Origin of the sequence: Microbacterium sp. JB110, from assembly GCF_003335195.1 — a bacterium.
Classification (GTDB): Bacteria; Actinomycetota; Actinomycetes; order Actinomycetales; family Microbacteriaceae; genus Microbacterium.
In genome coordinates this window covers 172,364-190,439 of the sequence record NZ_QPGM01000001.1, presented here as the reverse complement: position 1 = coordinate 190,439, position 18,076 = coordinate 172,364, and the positions used below count along the sequence as shown (strand labels likewise).

Genomic DNA, 18,076 nt, shown 5'->3' with positions numbered 1-18,076 from the left:
ACGGGATGTCCGGGTGGAATGTCGGAGGTCGGTGAGACGATCTGGGTATGTCGACGAAGCGTCCGCCGGTCTGGTTCCCCACCCAGGAGGAACAGGAGCGGTCGCGTGTGCTGCTGGCTGACATTGAGACTGCGGAGCGGGCTGCTCGTGTCGCGGAGGCGGCCAGGGTGCGGGCGTCGGCGGAGTTGATGCGGATCGCGGTCGCGCAGGGCAAGCGTGCTCTCCGTACTCGGGGGACACGGCCGCCGGTACCAGTGTGTGAGGGTCCGGTGGATGACATGCCGGTCCGTTCCGTTGCGGCGGAGGTCGCGCTGGTGCGGGGCGTGACCCGGTTTCGTGCGAAGGCTGACTTGTCGGATGCGTATCTGCTGCACGAGAGCTTCCCCGCCACGCTCGATCGTGTCGAGGACGCCATGATCGGGCAGGACAGGGCGCGGGCGGTCGTCGATGCCGGCACCCGGCTGCGAGGTGAGATCCGCGATGTGTATGAGGAGCGGGTGCTGGAGCTGCTGGACGCGTCCCCGACGCGGTCCGTGCCCGGGTTCGCCGCGGACTGTGTCCGTGTGGCCGAGCAGCTCGATCCCCGCGACCCTGAGGAACAGGCCCGGGCGGCGCGGCGTCGACGGATGGTGTTCACGACGGTGCTGTCGGAGCATCTCGCCGAGCTGCATGTGATCGGTGATGCGACCGCGATCCGCGGGATGGAAGACCGGGTCACCTCGATCGCGAAGACCGTGATGCGCGACACCGACCGCCAGCACCCCGCCGCCGTCACCGGCGCGAGCGAAACGACCCCTGGGGTGGAGGCCGATCCGCGCACGTTCGGGGGAGTCTGCGCGGACGTCGCCGCGGATCTGATCCTCACCGGCACCCCGACCGCGCACCATGTCATGGATGCTTCCGGGAAGAACATCCTCGAGGAGATCCGCGCGACGGTGCAGGTCACGATCCCGGTCCAGGCCCTCACCGATCTCACCGACGAGCCGGGGCATCTGGCCGGGCACGGCCCGCTCCCCGCCGATATCCTCTGCGCCCTCGCCGACGATGCACCCGTCTGGGAGCGGCTCTTCCGCCGCCCCGACACCGGGGCGCTGCTGGCCGCGGACTCCTATAAGCCGACCGCAGAGCAGCACCGGTTCCTGCAGGCGCGGGACGAGCACTGCCGGTTCCCGGGCTGTGACCGGCCGTTCCGGCGATGCGACATCGACCACACCACCGACTGGGCCCGAGGCGGCGAGACCACCGTCACCAACCTCGGAGCACTGTGTCGACATCACCACACGCTGCGGCATCACACCCCGTGGAAAGCGAAACAGACCGCGGCGGGAGTGTATGAATGGACCAGCCCCACCGGGCGGGCCTACCGCGACAAGCCCGAGTCCTCAGTGAGGTTCGTCGACACCGAAGAACTCGCCAACGGCACCCCCATGCCCGACCTGGCCGACAGACACGAACGCACTCCCGAACCCGCACCCTTCTGAAGCTCAGGCTTGCCCTCGTCGGCTCAGCCCGTGCGGGCGTCGTCCCGTACATCCGGTGCCGGAATCCGGCGCCTGATCAATGCGACCGCCACGATGCCGACAGCGGTGAGCACGGCGGTTGCCACGAACACCGACGGCGTGCCGAGCGCGCCGCCCATGAAGCCCGCGAGCACGGGCCCGGTCACCTGTCCGATGTACTGCGCCGACACGTTGTATCCGAGCACCAGCCCCACGCTTGTGCTCGGAACCAGTCGCCGAATGGTGGCCACAACGGTCGGAGTGATGCCGCCGAGTGCGAGACCGGTTGCGAAGCGCAGTGCCGCGAATGACCACAGCTCCGGCACCGCCGCTTGCAGCGCCAGCAGCCCGGTCGCCGCGACAAGGCTCCAAGTGAGCACGCGCAGATGCCCGACGCGATCGGCCAATCGACCCAGCCACGGCCCGGAGAGAATCGTGCCGAGAGCGGTCAGCGAGAACACGACTGCCGCGAATATGGCGACGTGCTCAGTGCCGCTGGTCAGGCGTTCGATGTGCACCGTGATGATGGGCTCGACGGAGATCGTCGCGAACATCAGCAATGCCGACAGTCCCAGCAGCGCGATGATCGTCCCCCTGCGCGGTATCGCCCGCCACCCGCCGCGTCCGCTCGCTGAGATGACATTCGCCATTGGGGCGGCAGAGCGGTCTTCACGCAGGAACACCGCCGTGCCGATGAACGCGACGAAGATCAGTGCGCCGGTGCTGAGGAAGGCGAGCGTCACGCCGAACGCCTGAGCGATCGCACCGCCCAGCAACGGGCCGACGATGGTGCCCGACATGATCGCCGACGACAGCACCCCCAGCGCCCACGCCGACCTCCCCCGCGGTGCCTGCGCCGCCACGAGAATCGTCGATCCGGATGCATAGCCGCCCAGCAGCCCGACGAGCAGTCGGACGGCGACGAGCTGCTGCACATCCTGCGCCAACCCGATCAGCGACATCGCGACGGCCATGCCGAGGCTGGCTCTCACGAGCATCGGCTTGCGCCCGTACCTGTCCCCCAGCCAGCCCCACAGCGGCGCGGCCAACGCTGCCGTGAGAAACGTCGCCGCGTAGGCGATGCCCGACCATGCGGTGACGGCGGCTGGATCTTCCACACCGAGATCACGGACGTACAGCGGAAGGATCGGCAGGATCAGCGTCATCCCGACGATCGTCGTGAACGACCCGAGGGCGCACACGATGAGGTTGATGCGCCAGTGCGGCGCGGCGGATTCGGTCGAAACGGACACGCGAATGCTCCAGAGGACGAGGAGGAGCAGGCACCCACGAACGCCGCTGCGGGCCGCCTGCCGTCAGTGGGCCCCGCAGCGGCCGGAAAGGAGCTGCCTGCGCGTCACGATGCGCTCATCATATGCCACGCCCGTCACGGAGTCTCCCGACTTCCGGCGTACGTCGTCTCATCGAGCCCCGACTGAGTCGAGTCGTGGTCGACCTCCCCCACGTCGTACATGGTCGTCATCCAGTGGAAGAACTTGTCGCCACGGTCACGCAGCTCATCGGGGTCCATGACCAGGTCCTACATCTCGATCACCGAGTCCTGGCTGACGACCAACTTGTACTGGTCCTCCCTCAGTAAGGGCTGCGGGAGGGGACGTGCGGCGTCAAGCGCCGCGCACGCCGTCAAGCGCCGCGCACGCTTCCGGAGTACCGTCGAAACATGGGACGCACCGACGAAGCAGAGCTCCTCGTGAACGCCTCCCCCGAGAGCGTCTACGCTGCGCTCACCTCGGCGGACAGCGTCGTGCGATGGCTCCCGCCAGAGGGCATGACGGGGAGCATCGAGCACTTCGATGCTCGCACCGGCGGCCGCTATCGGATGACCCTCACGTACGCAGACGCCACGGAGGCACCCGGAAAGAGCAGCGCAGACGAGGATGTCGTCGAAGGCAGGTTCGTCGAGGTGACGCCGGATGTTCGCGTCGTGCAGGAGATCGAGTTCGAATCCGTCGACCCGTCCTACGCCGGCGTCATGCGGATGATCTGGGAGGTGTCGGCGCAGGACACCCGCACCGTGGTGGTGTTCCGGGCGGAGGACGTGCCGAGCGGGATCTCCGCCGAGGATCACATCGACGGGCTCACGTCATCGCTGCGGAACCTCGCCGCGCTCGTCGAGAGCTGAGCAGAACCGCCGCGCATCCGGATTCGGTCAGCGGCCCCGCACCGCTCACGAATCAGTCCTCGTGTGCCAGCGGCAGCCTCGCGCCGAGCTCGGTGAGCGCGGTGTTGGCCGGCAGCAGGGCGTCGTAGAGATCCTCGAACACGGGGCGGAGCTCTTCGTAGACGCTCGCCTCGCCAGCATCCGGATCCGTCGCGTCCGCGACGGGCACCAGGTCAGCCGCGACATCGATCGAATCGATCATGCCGAGCGCCTCCATGCCGAGCAGCGCCGCCCCGAAGCCGGATCCTTCTGGGCTGGCCGGGAAGCCGATCGACGCGTCGAAGGCACTCGCCAGCGTACGGCGCCACATCTCGTGCTTCATCACACCGCCGGTCGCGCGGATCTCCGAGATGTCCAGTCCCGCACCGCGCATCGACCTGAGCACGAGCGTCAGCTGCAGCGCGACGCCCTCGACCGCGGCGCGCACGAGGTGTGCGCGTTGGTGCGCACGCGTCAGCCCCACATACGCGCCTCTCGCCGCGCCGCCCCAGCGCGGCGCCCGCTCCCCCAGCAGGTACGGCAGCATCAGCAGGCCACCGGAGCCAGCGGGCACCGTCATCGCCTCGTCGAGCAGCTGCGCGGTCGACAGCTCCGCGTAACCGGATGCGAGCTCCGCCCTCACCCAGTCGAGCACGACGCCGCCGTTGTTGATCGCGCCGCCGACGACCCAGCGGTCCTCAGTGAGCGCGTAGCAGAATACGCCGCCGTTCGAGTCAACGCTCGGGCGGTCGACGCTGACCCGCAGCGCCCCGCTCGTGCCGACGGAACAGGCCGCGACGCCGTGCCGCACGGCGCCGACACCGAGGTTGGCGAGCGGTCCGTCGCCCGCACCGGCGACGACAGGAGTCGCCGCGTCGAGGCCGGTTGCCTCCGCGGCCGGCGCGGTCAGCTCACGCAGCACGTGCCTGGTCGGCACCAGCACCGGCAGCCGATCGGTCGTGATCCCGGCGAGTTCGAGGGCCTCAGCATCCCACTCGAGCCGGTGGATGTCCATCAGCCCCGAAGCGGAGGCGAGGGAATGGTCCGTGACGAGCTCGCCGCACAGCTGCAGCAGCACCCAGTCCTTGATCCCCGCCCAGACCGCAGCGCGGTCGAACAGCTCGGGCTCCTCCTCGCGGAACCAGACCAGCTTCGTCAGCGGCGACATCGGATGCACGGGAGTGCCCGTGCGGCGATGCAGTGCCAGTCCGCCCTCGGAATCACGGATGCGGGCCGCCTGCGCGGCCGCACGGGTGTCGGCCCACGTGACCACCGGTGTGAGGGGCGCACCCTCCGCGTCGAGCGCCATCACGCTGTGCATGGCACTGGAGAAGCTCACGCCGCGCACGCTGTCGGCGCCGACCCGGGAGACGACGTCGCTGATGCCGCGCTGCACGGCATCCAGGATGTCGTGCGGGTTCTGCTCGGCTCGCCCGGGCGCCGGCTCATCCAACGGGTACCCGTGCGAGGCCTGCGCCACGGACGAGCCGTCTGCGCGGTACGCGACGACCTTCGTCGCCGTCGTGCCCATGTCGACCCCGATGACGACGTCTGCGGATTCCATCTCAGTCTCCGTGCTGTTCATGCCCGTGCGCTTCGAACGATACGACCACTTTGCCTGAGACCTTCGAGTCGCGCGCGACGTCGAACGCGCCGTGCACGTCGGCGACCGGGACGACGTGGGTCACCACGGCGCCGATCTCCGGCCGCTCCGCGAGCAGGGCGACGGCCTCGTCGATCTCCTCGCGGAAGCGGAACGCTCCGCGAAGGTCGACTTCCTTGGAGATGAACGGTGCCAGGTTCACGCCCTGCGGCGTGTTCGGGACCATCCCGATCTGCACGACGACTCCCCGACGGCGCACCGCGGCCCCGGCCGAACTGATCGCCGCGGGGGCGCCCGAGCACTCCAGCACCACGTCGAACGCCTCAGCCGTGAGTTCATCGCGGCCGACGCGCACGACGGCGTCCGCGCCCATGGTGCGCGCCCGCTCCAGCGGCTCATCGAGCATGTCGCTCGCCGTCACGTGTGCCGCACCTCGAGCACGTGCCGCGGCGACGGCGAGCAGCCCGATCGGGCCCGCACCCGAGACGAGCACACGCGCATCGGTCAGGTCACCTGCCCGAGTCGCGCCGTGCAGGGCGACGCCGAGCGGTTCGGCGAGCACGGCACCGGCCGTGTCCAGTCCGTCGGGAAGCACGCGCACCATCCCACGGTCGACGACCAGCAGATCGGCCATCGCGCCCTGGGTGTGCGGCATGGTCGCCGCGCTGCCGAGGTAGGAGCCGCCCGGCCACACGTGCGGCTGCCCCTGGGTGCCCGGCACCTCGGTGCCGAAACGCGCGGGGTGCACGGTCACCGGAGTGCCAGGGGCGAACTCGCCTCGCGGGTCCACGTCGACGACACCGGACATCTCGTGCCCGGGGATGAGCGGCTCGCGCACCGCGTACTCGCCGTTCGCTCCTTCGAAGAAGTAGTGCAGGTCGCTGCCGCAGATGCCCACCTGCTGCACGCGGATGCGCACCTCGCCATCGCCCGTGTCCGGCACGGCGGCCTCGCGCACGGCGATCCGGTCCTTGCCGTCGATGTACACCGCCCGCATCGAGTCGGCGCTCATACGACGGCCGTCATTCCGCCGTCGACGACGATGTTCTGACCGGAGACGAAGCTCGAAGCATCGGATGCCAGGAACAGCAGTGCACCGCGCAGCTCGCGCGCATCGCCCCATCGGTGCGCTGGCGTGCGGTTCACGAGCCAGTCGTTGAAGGCGTCGTCCTCGACGAGGGCGCGATTCATGTCGGTGGCGAAGTACCCGGGTGACAGGGCGTTCACCTGCACTCCGTGACGGGCGAGGTCGGCGGCCATCCCCTGTGTCAGCAGCGCGACGCCGCCCTTCGACGCCGAGTACGGCGCGATCGTCTGCCGTGCGAGCTTCGACTGCACGGAGGCGATGTTGATGATCTTGCCGCTCCCTCGCTCGGTCATTCCCGGCACGACGAAGCGCGAGACGTAGAACATGCTCGACAGGTTGCTCGCGATCACCGCGTCCCAGTCGTCGACGGCGAACTCGCCGATCGGCGCACGGCGCTGCAGACCGGCGTTGTTGACGAGGATGTCTGGAACGCCCTGCTCCGCGACGAGCTGCTCGACCTGCTCCTCGACATCACGGGCGTCCGTGACGTCGAAGCGCACCGTGGCGGGGCGTGCGCCCGCGACCTCGGCGATCTCGTCTGCCGCGGTCGCGAGCGCATCCGGATCGCGCCCGTGCAGCGTGACGCGCGCGCCCGCCTCGGCGAGACCGAGCGCCAGTGTGCGCCCGAGGCCGCGCGATGACCCCGTCACAAGTGCGGCGCGCCCACGGATGTCGAACAGTTCGGAAGTCACTGATGTCCTCCTCAGAAGATCAGGTAGACGGCGAGGACGAGCACGAACGCGACGACCGATTCGATCGCCTGCTGCACGGTCCACGTCTTGAGCGTGGTCTTGACGTCGAGGTTCATCAGGCGCCCGACGAGCCAGAATCCGGAGTCGTTGACGTGACCGGCGAACACCGATCCCGCGGCGGTCGCGAGCGTGATCGCCGCGACGTCCATCGCACCGAAGTCTCCGGCGACGACGGCCGGAGCCATCAGTCCGGCCGACGTCACCAGCGCCACGGTCGCCGATCCCTGCGCGAGGCGCAGCACCACCGCGATGACGTATGCGGCCAGGATGACGGGAAGGCCGAGGTCGGACAGCGTGTCGGCGAGCGCATCGCCGATGCCGGATGCGCGCAGCACGCCGCCGAACATGCCGCCCGCACCGGTGATCAGGATGACCGATGCGACAGGGCCGAGCGTTCCGTCGACCAGCTTCTCGAGCGCCGAACCGTCTTCGCCGCGGAAGCGGCCGAGCACGAGCAGCGCGACGATCACCGTGATGAGGAGCGCGATGGGCGACTGCCCGATGAAGGTGAGCGCCTGCACCCAGAACGCGTCGGGATCGACGGTGCCGACGGAGCCCAGCGTGCTCAGCCCGGTGTTCAGGAAGATCAGGATAATCGGCACGAGCAGGATGGCGATCACGGTGCCGGGCTTCGGCGGGTTCTGCGGCTGGTCGTCGTCCTTCGCCCCGAACAGCGACGGCACGATCATCGGGTTGCGCTTGTTGATGAACTTGCCCCAGAGGTAGCCGGAGAGGTACCAGGTCGGGAACGCGATCACGAGGCCGAGCAGCAGCACGAGCCCGAGGTTCGCCTCGTAGAACTCGATCGCCGAGACGGGGCCGGGGTGCGGGGGAAGGAACACGTGCATGACCGAGAACGCCGCGGCGCCGCTCATGCCGAACAGCAGCAGGTTCTTGCCGCCGATGCGTCGAGCGACGGCGAAGATGATCGGCAGCATGACCACCAGGCCTGCGTCGAAGAAGATCGGGAAGCCGAGCAGCAGCGACGTGATGCCGAGGGCGAACGCCGCGCGCTTCTCACCGAAGACGCGGACCATCAGGTCGGCGACGGCTTTCGCGCCGCCAGACGACTCGATCAGCCTGCCGAGGATCGCTCCGAGCCCGATCAGCAGCGCCACGGAGCCGAGCGTTGATCCGAAGTCCCCGACGAGCGTGTTCACGATCTCGCTCACCGGCAGCCCTGTGGCGATCGCGGTGAGCACCGAGACGAGGATCAGTGTGAGGAACGCGTGCAGGCGCAGCTTGATCACGAGGAACAGGATCAGCAGCACGGCGCCGGCGGCTATGCCGAGCAGGGGCCCTGCGCCGAGGGTCTGGGTCCACTCTTCAGTCATGGGATTCTCCGTTGAATGTGAGTCGAGCAGAACGGACCTTCACCGGCCATCCTGCAAAAGTACTATTTATCGCCGTAGTAAGGTATCACTACTTGCTTCGAGGAAGGAACCCAATGGCGGGCCGCATCCACAACGACGTCACTGACGATCTCGGCTCCCGCATCGTCGCGGGCGAGATCGCCCCTGACGCAGTCTTCACGCTGGCACAGCTCGAACACGACTACAACGCTTCGCGCACGGTCGCACGCGACGCCGTGCAGGTGCTCGAGAGCCTCGGCCTGGTGGCCTCGCGTCGCCGGGTCGGAATCACAGTGCAGCCGCGGGACTCATGGGACGCGCTCGCACCGCGGGTGATCGGCTGGAATCTGCACGGCCCGTTCCGACAGCAGCAGCTCGAGGCGCTGATGGAGCTCCGCGTGGCCGTCGAGCCGACAGCGGCACGGCTGGCCGCAGCCCGCGCGTCCGCCGCACAGCGCGCCGAGCTGCGCCGTCTCGCCAGCCGCCTGCGCACCCTCGCCGTCGAGGGCGGCGGCGCGTCAGACGACTTCCTCGCCGCCGATGTGCGCTTTCACGACCTGCTGCTGCACGCGTCGGGAAACCCGCAGCTCATCGCGCTGCGCGCTCCCGTGCGCGAGGTGCTGACGGGCAGAACCCGCCTCGGCCTGACCCCCCAGATGCCGGCTCCGGGAACGCTCGAGGAGCACGAATCCGTCGCCGCCGCGATCAGCACGGGAGACGGCGCGGAGGCGGAGGCGCACTCCCGCTCGCACATGCTGGCGGTCTGGGGCGAGGTCCAGACCGACGACTCGCTCGCGTGATCGCCGTCAGTGCGGTGCGCCGTGATGGCGCGACACGAAAGCGCTCCCCCTGACGTAGAACCGGCGCGGCGCGTCGACGGCCTTCGAGATCCCCACCCGCACGCCCGTGACGATCTCGGCGGCCGACAGCTCCGCCCTGCGGTCCAGGCGCAGCCCCCACCCGTCGCCCGCGAGAGACGTTCCGGTCAGCGAGAGATCGGCGCCGAGTGCCTGGCCGAGCTTTCCCGGCCCGTTGGTGAGCTCCGCTCCCCCGCGGCCGCGCCTGGCCCGCATGATCTCCTCGCCCTCCAGCGGTTCGGCGGCCCGGATGAGCACCCCGGAACCGACGCCGGCCCGCCCCGTGACGACATTGCAGCAGAAGTGGATGCCGTGCGAGCGGTAGACGTACAGATGGCCGGCCGGGAGGAACATCGCGGCGTTGCGCGGTGTGCGCCCGCGGAAGGTGTGGCTGGCCGGATCGGTCTCGTCGTACGCCTCGGTCTCCACGACCCTGACCCGCACGCGCTCGCCGTCGATCTCACTGACGAGCTCGCAGCCCAGCAGCCGCCGCGCGGCCAGCTCGACGGGAGCGTCGAGGAAGCCGAATTCCGCGCCGGGTGCGGTGCCGGCCGTCGTCGTCATGCCACCAGAGTCCGCCGCGTTCGCCGTCACCCCTCCACTCTCGCATCCGGAACAGCCGTCCGCGCTCGACACGACGCCCACGACCCACGAGCCAGGCGGGCCCGCCGCCGCGCTCTAGGCTGAGGGGATGACGATCACCGCCGCAGCAGACGGCTCCGCCCTCGGCAATCCAGGACCGATGGGCTGGGCATGGTTCATCGACGACGCCAGCTGGGCCGCGGGCGGCTCGCCCCACGGCACGAACAATCAGGGCGAGCTTCTGGCCGTGCTCGAGCTGCTGCGCGCGACGGCCGGCACCGACGAGGCGCTGCACATCGAGTGCGACAGCAAGTACGTGATCGACTCAGTCACCAGATGGATGCCCGGCTGGAAGCGCAAGGGCTGGCGCAAGGCGGACGGCAAGCCGGTGCTCAACCGCGACATCCTCGAGGCTCTCGATACCGAGATCACGGGCCGCAGCGTGACCTTCGAATGGGTGAAGGGCCACGCAGGGCACCCGCGGAACGAGGCGGCGGACAAGCGGGCCAACGGCGCGGCTCAGGCGTACCGGAATCGCTCGGCCGTCGACGCGGGACCGGGCTTCGCTGGCCACGACGCAGAAGCGCCATCCCCTGCCGCGCCGCCGGCTGCCTCCGACCCGACCCGCACATCCGGGGCCGTGGCCGTCGAGCAGCCGACGCTGTTCGACGACCTCGACGACGACGCCACGGAGATCAGAATCACCCTCACGGCGAGCGAGCACGCACGGCTGCGCGAGCGCGCCTCGACGGCGGGGATCAGTCCGGAACAGTTCCTGCGCGAACTGATCTGAGCCGGTGCCCAGCGCAGCAGCAGGCGACTCATCGGACACGACCAGGGCGACACGATGCCGGATGATGCAGCCGATGACTCGATGACGGCGGGCGCACCCGTCGTCATCCGACGCTCGGGCGCTGTTCTCGCATGGACTGCAGCCCCATTCCGCACGTCCGCGCGCCTGATCGGGCGGACCCTGCTCGCCGGAATGCTCGCGCCGGGCGCGTCGCTCGGACAGGTGTGCCCCGCCTGCGGCGGCCCGCACGGCCCGCTCCTTGTCCGCGTCGGCGACGCTCCCGGCCCGCTCGTGAGCGTCTCGTACGCCGACGGATTCGTCGCCGTCGGCGTCGCGCCGGAGGGCGCACGCGCGTTCGGCATCGACGTCGAGTTCGACGATGCGGCCACCCGCCGCGCGGTCGGCGAGGCCATCGGCGCGCGGATGGTCTCCTCGTGGACGCGCGGAGAAGCTGTTGCCAAGGCGCGCCGTACCGGCCTGCGCGGCGCGCTCCCCCGCACGATGCCGCGCCGGAGCGCCGATCGTTCCGGTTCCGCGTGCCACGAGCCCGCCAGTGCCGGCCGGCATGACCACGACGAATGGACGACGCCCGCCGCCGACGCACACCGTGCACTGGGCGGTTTCGACATCCGGATCGACAGCCCCCGTCGTGCGGTCCTCAGCGTCGCGCTCGCCTGATCAGGTCCCGTTCACGTCTCCCTGCGCCCGCCGCCCCGCGCGGGACGGGAGCTCTGGCAACGCGGTCTCGACGAGCCATGACCGCCGGAAGGCGTCCAGCGGCACGTCGGTGTGCGACGCGGCGAGCGCGAAGAAGGCGTCCTGCGTCGCGAGCGTGTGCGCTCTGCCCGTCGCCCATGCGCGCATCAGAGCCCGGAACGGCTGGTGCCCGATGGTGCGCCTGAGTGCTTCGAGCAGGAGTGCGCCGCGTTTGTAGACGCGGTCGTCGAACATGTCGTCCGCCCCGGGGTCGCCCAGGACGAGATCCTGCGGCAGCTCGGCGAGCCGCGCATGGTGCGCCTCAGCCAGGTCGGCGATGCTCCGGTCCCCTGACGATTCCGACCACACCCATTCCGAGAAGCAGGCGAAGCCCTCGTTCAGCCAGATATCGCCCCAGGCGCCGATGCCGACGCTGTTGCCGAACCACTGGTGCGCCAACTCGTGCGCGAGCAGCCGCTGCTCGTCCGGCTCGGCATGATTGGCGCCGAAGGTGACCATTCCCTGCGATTCGAGCGGGATCTCGAGTTCCTCGCTGGTGACCACGACCGTCAGGTCGTGCTGCGGATACGGGCCGAACCAGTCTTCGAACGTCTCGATCATCCGCGGCACGTCGGCGAAGGCCTCGAGCATCGAGCCGTGCTGGGCCGGCGGGGTCACCAGGCGCCAGCTCAACTCACCCGATGCGATCTGGGAGGTCTGCGGGTACTCCTGGTACGGCCCGACGTGCAGCGCCAGCAGGTAGGTCGCCGTCGGCACGTCGGACGAGAAGGACCAGGTGCGCTTGCCTGCTGCGCTCTCGACCGGGCCCGGCACACCCGTGGCCGCTGCGAAGAACTCCCGATCGGTGGTGAATCGGATGTCGTAGCGCGCGCGATCGTCGACGCGGTCGTTGCACGGGAACCAGGTCGGCGCACCGATCGGCTGCGCGGCGACCATCGCTCCCTCCTCCAGCTCTTCCCAGCCGAGCGTTCCCCAGCGGGAGCGACGAGGGCGAGGGCGACCGGCGTACTCGACCTCGAGCAGGAGCCGCTCCCCCGCCTCGAGTGTGCGGCCGAGCTTGACGGTGATGCCGTGGGCGTTCTGAGCGACCTTGCGCTGCGGCCTGCCGTCGACGCGGACCTTGCCCGCCTGCAGCCCGACCAGGTCGACGCGCAGCGAGCGGGTCTGCTCGGCCACCTCGATCCGCATCTGCGCGCGACCTGTGAGCCGGTTGGTGCGGGGTGTGTAGTCGATGTCGAGCGCACAGTGCTCGACTCGGTAGCTGCTGTCGCCGCTGTGCGGCGTGTACTGCGTGCGCATCCAGAGAACCTACTTCGTCGACTGGTAGGCGCGCACCTTCACCGCGCGCCATGGGCCGATGGGGTTCCCGCTCCAGCGCGAGCCGACCGGCACATCCTCGCCGCGCATGACGAGCGAGGCGGGGCCGACGGTGGCGTGCTCTCCGATCTCCGCCGCGGGCAGGATCACGCTGTGCGGGCCGAGCGTCGCCCCCGCGCCCAGTTCGACGACGTCCATGCTCATGATCCGGTCGTGGAACAGGTGCGTCTGCACGACGCAGCCCCGGTTCACCGTGGAACCGTCGCCGAGGCGCACCAGGTCGGGTTCGGGCAGCCAGTACGACTCACACCACACGCCAGAGCCGATCGTCGCTCCGAGTGAGCGCAGCCACAGTGTGAGCACGGGCGTGCCCGCGGCCGTGCGAGCGAACCACGGGGCGGCGAGCATCTCGGTGAACGTGTCGCTCACCTCGGTGCGCCAGACGAAGCTCGACCACAGCGGCTGCTCGCCTGCGCGGATCGGACCGACGATGATCCACTTGGCTGCGGTTGAGATCACCGCGGCAGCGGCGCCTGCTGTGAGCATCACGACGCCGGCGAGCAGAACGGTCCACATGCCGACGGCCTGCCAGAGCCATGCGAACGCGAGCATCACAGCGAGCCCGAGGCCGCAGCTGACGATCACCGGAACGACTCGGCCCAGTTCCCACAGCGCGCGGGCGATGCGCAGCGCCGCACCCGGCCGGTACGTACGGGAGTCGTCGCTGTCCTGCGCGACTCTGCGCAGCCGCACCGGCGGCGACCCCAGCCACGACGATCCGGACTTCGCCTTCGTCGGCGCCGCGGACAGCACTGCGACGAGCGAGTTCTTCGGCACCCTGTGGCCTGCGGCGGCCATGCCCGAGTTCCCGAGGAAGGCGCGCTTGCCGATTCTGACCCTCCCGATCCGCAGCCACCCGCGGTGCAGCTCGTACGAGGCGACCATGGTGTCGTCGGCGAGGAAGGCGCCCTCGTCGATGCGCGTCAGGCTCGGAATGAGCAGCACCGTCGAGGCTTCGACGTTGCGGCCGACCCTGGCGCCGAGCAGGCGCAGCCACACCGGTGTGAACAGGCTCGAGTACAACGGGAACAGCAGCGTCCGAGCGGCATCGAGCACACGCTCGGTCGCCCATGCCTGCCATCCGACGCGGCCGAGCACGGGGTGAGTGCCCGGCCGCAGCCCGATAGAGAGCAGACGGACGAAGATGATGACGACACCGGCGTACACGCTTCCCGCCACCAGCACCGCTGGCACGAGCCACACCGCCGCGGCGAGCGCGGCATCGCCGAGGGAACCCGCGCCGCGCATGCCCACGGCGATCACGGCGCCGCCTGCGACGAAGGAACCGAACGGCAGCAGCGCCAGAAGCATCGACGACAGCCCGTACACGGCCTGCCAGACCCACGAGCGGGGCGCTTCCTTCGACGGCCACTGGTCGCTCGAGTCGCCGCCGATGCGCACGGCGGGGGAACCCGCCCAGGTCTGACCGGACTTCACCCGCCCGAACACCGCCGACCCTGGCGTGATCTCCGCGCCGTCGTCGATCCGTGCACCAGGTGCGAGCGTGCTGCGCGCGCCGACGGAGACCTGGCGCCCGATGCGCACCTCCCCGAGCCGCAGCACATCGCCGTCGATCCAGTACCCCGTGAGGTCCACCTCAGGCTCGATCGCCGAACCCCTTCCGACGGTGAGCATGCCCGTGATCGGCGGGAGCGTGTGCAGGCTGACGCCCTTGCCGATCTTCGCGCCGAGCGCTCTCGCGTACAGGGTGATCCACGGCGCGCCGGCAAGGCCCACCGCCTCGATCTGCATGGCGAACTGCTCAGCGAGCCACAGCCGCATGTGCACGCGGCCGCCGCGCGGGTAGTCGCCAGGCCGCACACCGGCGAGCAGGACGCGCGCCGCGAAGGCCGCGATGCCCATCCGGCCGAACGGCGTCGCCACGACCGCGATGCCGATGACGAGCGCCCACCACGGCGCGGTCGGCAGCGCGTCGAAGCCGGTGGTGAGGTTCAGCACCGTTCCGGCGGTGAGCACGTAGACGAGCCAGCGCAGGCCTCCCGTGATGAACAGGGGAAGACCGACCAGCGTCTGCGTCCACTGCGTGCGCCTGCGCGTCGGACGTGCCTGGTGGAATTCGAGGTCGCCGGATGCCTCGTCCGTCGCCGCGATCGCCTTCGCCATCTGCCGCAGCTTCGGCATGTCGTAGATGTCTGCCACCGTGAACTCCGGCACCCTGGCACGGACGCGCGAAACGAGCTGAGCGGCGCCGAGCGATCCTCCTCCGAGGTCGAAGAAGTCGGCGCCTCGATCGGGCACGGGCACCCCGAGCACCGCCTGCCACTGCTCGACAAGCCACTCCTCCGTGCTCGTGAGCCCTTCGATCCGGGTGGAATCGACGTTCTGAAGCGGCCACGGCAGTGCGGCCCTGTCCACCTTTCCCGACGTCCGCACGGGCAATTCCTCGACTTCGGCGAGCAGCGGCATCACGCCGGAGGGCAGCCGCTCGGCGAGCAGCTCCCTCGCTGCGGCGCGATCCAGCGGCGCCTCCGTCACGAGATAGCCGACGAGCACGGGAACGCCCGCCTCGCTCTCGCGCACGGCAGCGGCGGCGGCGGTGACGCCCGGCACGTCCTGCAGCGCGTTCTCGACCTCGCCCAGTTCGATCCGGCGCCCGCCGACCTTCACCTGGTCGTCCGCGCGCCCGACGAACATGAGCCCTTCGGGCTCGTAGCGCACGAGGTCACCCGACCGGTAGGCCCGCTCCCACCCCAGCGACGGCATCGGCGCGTACTTCTCCGCGTCCTTGGCCGGGTCGAGGTAGCTCGCCAGCCCGACCCCGCCGATGATGAGCTCACCGGTTTCGCCCTCTGCGACCCGGTTCCCCTCCGCGTCGACGACCGCGAGGTCCCATCCGTCCAGCGGCAGGCCGATGCTCACAGGCGTCTCGCCGTCGAGCGGGCATCCGCACGAGACGACGGTCGCCTCCGTCGGTCCGTACGTGTTCCAGACCTCACGGCCCGAGTCCGCCAATCGTGCGGCCAGCTCCGGCGGGCACGCCTCCCCGCCGAAGATCAGCAGCCGCACGTTCTCGATCGCCTCGGCCGGCCACATCGCGGCCAGCGTCGGCACGGTCGAGACGACGCTGATGCTCTGGCGCACCAGCCACCCCGACAGGTCCTCCCCCGATCGGACGAGCGAGCGCGGCGCAGGCACAAGGCACGCACCGCTGCGCCACGCCAGCCACATCTCCTCGCACGAGGCGTCGAACGCGACGGACAGCCCGGCGAGCACGCGATCGCCAGGGCCCAGCGGCGCGTGGGGCAGGAACCAGTTCGCCTCGGCATCGACGAATGCCGCGGCGGAGCGATGCGAGACGGCGACGCCCTTGGGCACGCCGGTGGAGCCCGAGGTGAAGATCACCCATGCGGCATCGTCGAGGCCGGGAAGTTCAGCATCCCGAACGCCCTGCTGCGAGCTCGCCGGGCTCGGCACGTAGCCGTCGTCGCCGATGATGCCGACGACCATCGCCTCGCCGAAGACGAGGCGGGCACGCTCATCGGTGTCGTCCGCATCGACGGGAACGTAGGCGGCTCCCGCCATGATGATGCCGAGGATCGCGATGTACAGATCTCGGGAGCCGCTGACCACGCGCACACCGACGCTGTCGCCGCGCCCGACTCCCTCACGGCGCAGCTCGTCCGCACGGGCGTCGCACGCATCGAGCAGCTCGACGTAGCTGAGGGCGCCGGACCCGTCGTCGAGCGCACTCGCGTTGGGATGCGCTGCGGCCGTGGCGCGCAGCACGTCGACGAGGGTGCGCGGCTGCGGCGCGAATCGGCCGCGCGCGAGCGGAAGCTGCGGATCGCGGTGCGAGATCGGGACGGGCGAAACGGTCGGATTCACACATCCGCTTTCTGTCGTGCGTTCGGTGCGGTTTCTCCCGGCAGTACGCCGTGCCGCGGCTCGATGCGCCAGCACGGCGCGGCGCGCGCTGTGCCGAGAACTGAACCGGTTTCATCCTATGAACGGGCCGCTCGAGCGTCGGTACGCCACGCAACCGAGCCGCACTCTGTTCACCTTGCGGACATTCTCCCGACATCGCGCGACCGGTTCGTCTCGGCTCCGTAGACTGGTGCGGACATGCTGCAACGGAAGGCCCACGCCCTATGAGCGCTCCCGATCCCGCCGACCGCGCCGACGCCGCGGCCGGTCAGGAGGAGCCGATGATGCGGATGGGCGCTGACGAGTTCGAGCGCCTCGTGATCGACGAGCTCGACCTGCTGCCCGACGACATGGTCGACGGGCTCGACAACGTGGTGTTCGTCATCGAGGACCGCCCTGAGGACGGCTCTCTCGGGCTCCTCGGTCTGTACGAGGGGCTCGCACTCACCGAGCGCGATCGCTACGGCATGGGCGACCTGCCCGACCGCATCATCGTGTACCGCGAACCGCACCTCGCCCGCTGCGCCACGGAGGACGAGCTCCGCGACGAGGTGCACACGACGCTGGTGCACGAGATCGGGCACTTCTACGGAATCGACGACGAGCGACTGCACGAGCTGGGGTGGGCATGAGCATCGCGCTTCCCGAGCTCGACGAGCAGATCGACCTGCAGCCTTCGTCATCCGGGCCGTGGCAGACGGTCGTCTGGAACGACCCGGTCAACCTGATGAGCTACGTCGTCCGCGTGTTCCGAGAGCACTTCGGATACGGCCCAGAGAAGGCACAGCGACTCATGCTCGCCGTGCACAACGACGGCCATGCGATCGTCGCGGAAGGAGCCCGCGAGCAGATGGAACTGCACGCGCAGGCGATGCACGACTACGGCCTGTGGGCCACCGTGCGGGAAGGAACACCATGAGCGAGAAGATGCTGATGCTCACGATGACGCGCATCGAGGTCGAGCATCTGGAGGACCTGGTGCGCCAGTTCGCGGACCTCGTCAACGGCACGCCGTCGGATGACCCGGCCGTCGAGCGCCTCGCTCCGGATGTCTATCCGGACGATCCCCACGCGTCGAGCGAGTTCCGCTCGCTCACCAGGGGCGACCTGCTGCATCGACGTGCTCGCGACGCGAGCATGGTCCGCCGTGCGCTCGAGAAGGTCACAGACAGCGGCGAGACAGACGAGTTCGCGCCGGTCGACCTCCCTCTCGACGAGGAGGCGACGGAGGCGTGGCTGCGCACCCTCACCGCGCTGCGACTGGTCATCGCCAGCCGCCTCGGCATCAGCGCTGAGACGCAGCACGATCCGGAGGATCCGCGCTTCGCGGTCTTCGACTGGCTCGGCTACCGCCTCGACGGCCTCGTCGCGGCCGCCGACGAGGCCCACGGCGCATGACGCTCGAACCGTC

At 69.8% G+C, this 18,076-nt stretch carries 17 protein-coding genes; 8 read left to right on the top strand and 9 right to left on the bottom strand.

Going from position 1 to position 18,076, the window contains the following annotated elements:
- The first annotated feature begins 47 nt into the window (after nt 1-47).
- Nucleotides 48-1,481, top strand: coding sequence for an HNH endonuclease signature motif containing protein (locus CIK77_RS00855; RefSeq protein ID WP_087055564.1), 1,434 nt, complete (start codon nt 48-50; stop codon nt 1,479-1,481).
- Between the two features lie 23 nt (nt 1,482-1,504).
- On the opposite strand, the gene CIK77_RS00850 is transcribed toward CIK77_RS00855, so the two are convergent.
- Together CIK77_RS00850 and CIK77_RS17830 are read right to left on the bottom strand one after the other, a co-directional pair.
- Nucleotides 1,505-2,752: an MFS transporter gene (locus CIK77_RS00850; protein WP_212647503.1), complete on the bottom strand. Its 1,248-nt coding sequence runs from the start codon at nt 2,750-2,752 to the stop codon at nt 1,505-1,507.
- Nucleotides 2,753-2,886: 134 nt separating this feature from the next.
- A complete protein-coding gene (locus CIK77_RS17830; RefSeq protein ID WP_212647504.1) occupies nt 2,887-3,030 on the bottom strand; it encodes a hypothetical protein in 144 nt (47 codons plus the stop codon).
- A gap of 150 nt (nt 3,031-3,180) precedes the next feature.
- On the opposite strand from CIK77_RS17830, the gene CIK77_RS00840 reads away from it, so the two are divergent.
- Nucleotides 3,181-3,642, top strand: a complete 462-nt coding sequence (locus CIK77_RS00840) for an SRPBCC domain-containing protein (RefSeq protein WP_087055566.1) — start codon at nt 3,181-3,183, stop codon at nt 3,640-3,642.
- Between the two features lie 52 nt (nt 3,643-3,694).
- Here CIK77_RS00840 and CIK77_RS00835 read toward each other — a convergent pair whose 3' ends face one another.
- From CIK77_RS00835 to CIK77_RS00820, 4 genes are read right to left on the bottom strand one after another with little or no spacing between them, the layout of a single operon-like run.
- Entirely contained in the window at nt 3,695-5,224 is a 1,530-nt protein-coding gene (locus tag CIK77_RS00835; protein WP_087055567.1) for a gluconokinase, read from the bottom strand.
- 1 nt (nt 5,225) lies between these two features.
- Nucleotides 5,226-6,260: a zinc-binding dehydrogenase gene (locus CIK77_RS00830; protein WP_087055750.1), complete on the bottom strand. Its 1,035-nt coding sequence runs from the start codon at nt 6,258-6,260 to the stop codon at nt 5,226-5,228.
- Nucleotides 6,261-6,271: 11 nt separating this feature from the next.
- Nucleotides 6,272-7,042, bottom strand: coding sequence for an SDR family oxidoreductase (locus tag CIK77_RS00825; protein WP_087055568.1), 771 nt, complete (start codon nt 7,040-7,042; stop codon nt 6,272-6,274).
- 11 nt (nt 7,043-7,053) lie between these two features.
- Nucleotides 7,054-8,436, bottom strand: coding sequence for a GntP family permease (locus CIK77_RS00820; protein ID WP_087055569.1), 1,383 nt, complete (start codon nt 8,434-8,436; stop codon nt 7,054-7,056).
- Nucleotides 8,437-8,549: 113 nt separating this feature from the next.
- Here CIK77_RS00820 and CIK77_RS00815 point away from each other — a divergent pair, with 113 nt between their 5' ends.
- Entirely contained in the window at nt 8,550-9,254 is a 705-nt protein-coding gene (locus CIK77_RS00815) for a FadR/GntR family transcriptional regulator (protein ID WP_087055570.1), read from the top strand.
- A 6-nt stretch (nt 9,255-9,260) separates the two neighbouring features.
- Here the strand turns inward: CIK77_RS00815 and CIK77_RS00810 are convergent, their stop codons facing one another.
- Nucleotides 9,261-9,875, bottom strand: a complete 615-nt coding sequence (locus CIK77_RS00810) for a DNA-3-methyladenine glycosylase (RefSeq protein ID WP_087055571.1) — start codon at nt 9,873-9,875, stop codon at nt 9,261-9,263.
- Between the two features lie 127 nt (nt 9,876-10,002).
- Between CIK77_RS00810 and CIK77_RS00805 the strand changes: the two genes are divergently transcribed.
- Nucleotides 10,003-10,686, top strand: coding sequence for a ribonuclease H family protein (locus CIK77_RS00805; RefSeq protein WP_087055572.1), 684 nt, complete (start codon nt 10,003-10,005; stop codon nt 10,684-10,686).
- 54 nt (nt 10,687-10,740) lie between these two features.
- Nucleotides 10,741-11,364: a hypothetical protein gene (locus CIK77_RS00800; protein WP_087055573.1), complete on the top strand. Its 624-nt coding sequence runs from the start codon at nt 10,741-10,743 to the stop codon at nt 11,362-11,364.
- Here CIK77_RS00800 and CIK77_RS00795 read toward each other — a convergent pair whose 3' ends face one another.
- On the bottom strand, nt 11,365-12,702 hold the full coding sequence (locus CIK77_RS00795; protein ID WP_087055574.1) for a M1 family metallopeptidase: 1,338 nt from the start codon (nt 12,700-12,702) through the stop codon (nt 11,365-11,367).
- A gap of 9 nt (nt 12,703-12,711) precedes the next feature.
- Complete coding sequence (locus CIK77_RS00790) at nt 12,712-16,626, bottom strand: Pls/PosA family non-ribosomal peptide synthetase (protein ID WP_170934183.1); 3,915 nt, start codon at nt 16,624-16,626, stop codon at nt 12,712-12,714.
- A gap of 323 nt (nt 16,627-16,949) precedes the next feature.
- On the opposite strand from CIK77_RS00790, the gene CIK77_RS00785 reads away from it, so the two are divergent.
- From CIK77_RS00785 to CIK77_RS00775, 3 genes are read left to right on the top strand one after another with little or no spacing between them, the layout of a single operon-like run.
- Nucleotides 16,950-17,297, top strand: a complete 348-nt coding sequence (locus CIK77_RS00785; RefSeq protein WP_087055752.1) for a metallopeptidase family protein — start codon at nt 16,950-16,952, stop codon at nt 17,295-17,297.
- Nucleotides 17,294-17,584: an ATP-dependent Clp protease adapter ClpS gene (clpS, locus tag CIK77_RS00780; protein ID WP_170934184.1), complete on the top strand. Its 291-nt coding sequence runs from the start codon at nt 17,294-17,296 to the stop codon at nt 17,582-17,584. Before CIK77_RS00785 ends, clpS begins: the two co-directional genes overlap by 4 nt.
- Entirely contained in the window at nt 17,581-18,063 is a 483-nt protein-coding gene (locus CIK77_RS00775; RefSeq protein WP_170934185.1) for a DUF2017 family protein, read from the top strand. Before clpS ends, CIK77_RS00775 begins: the two co-directional genes overlap by 4 nt.
- Nucleotides 18,064-18,076: the final 13 nt, after the last annotated feature.

Coding starts and splice junctions, on each gene's coding strand:
- CIK77_RS00855 (WP_087055564.1), top strand. CDS start 48: ATGTCGACGAAGCGTCCGCCGGTCTGGTTCCCCACCCAGGAGGAACAG.
- CIK77_RS17830 (WP_212647504.1), bottom strand. CDS start 3,030: ATGGACCCCGATGAGCTGCGTGACCGTGGCGACAAGTTCTTCCACTGG.
- CIK77_RS00840 (WP_087055566.1), top strand. CDS start 3,181: ATGGGACGCACCGACGAAGCAGAGCTCCTCGTGAACGCCTCCCCCGAG.
- CIK77_RS00835 (WP_087055567.1), bottom strand. CDS start 5,224: ATGGAATCCGCAGACGTCGTCATCGGGGTCGACATGGGCACGACGGCG.
- CIK77_RS00830 (WP_087055750.1), bottom strand. CDS start 6,260: ATGCGGGCGGTGTACATCGACGGCAAGGACCGGATCGCCGTGCGCGAG.
- CIK77_RS00820 (WP_087055569.1), bottom strand. CDS start 8,436: ATGACTGAAGAGTGGACCCAGACCCTCGGCGCAGGGCCCCTGCTCGGC.
- CIK77_RS00815 (WP_087055570.1), top strand. CDS start 8,550: ATGGCGGGCCGCATCCACAACGACGTCACTGACGATCTCGGCTCCCGC.
- CIK77_RS00810 (WP_087055571.1), bottom strand. CDS start 9,875: ATGACGACGACGGCCGGCACCGCACCCGGCGCGGAATTCGGCTTCCTC.
- CIK77_RS00805 (WP_087055572.1), top strand. CDS start 10,003: ATGACGATCACCGCCGCAGCAGACGGCTCCGCCCTCGGCAATCCAGGA.
- CIK77_RS00800 (WP_087055573.1), top strand. CDS start 10,741: ATGCCGGATGATGCAGCCGATGACTCGATGACGGCGGGCGCACCCGTC.
- CIK77_RS00795 (WP_087055574.1), bottom strand. CDS start 12,702: ATGCGCACGCAGTACACGCCGCACAGCGGCGACAGCAGCTACCGAGTC.
- CIK77_RS00785 (WP_087055752.1), top strand. CDS start 16,950: ATGCGGATGGGCGCTGACGAGTTCGAGCGCCTCGTGATCGACGAGCTC.
- clpS (WP_170934184.1), top strand. CDS start 17,294: ATGAGCATCGCGCTTCCCGAGCTCGACGAGCAGATCGACCTGCAGCCT.
- CIK77_RS00775 (WP_170934185.1), top strand. CDS start 17,581: ATGAGCGAGAAGATGCTGATGCTCACGATGACGCGCATCGAGGTCGAG.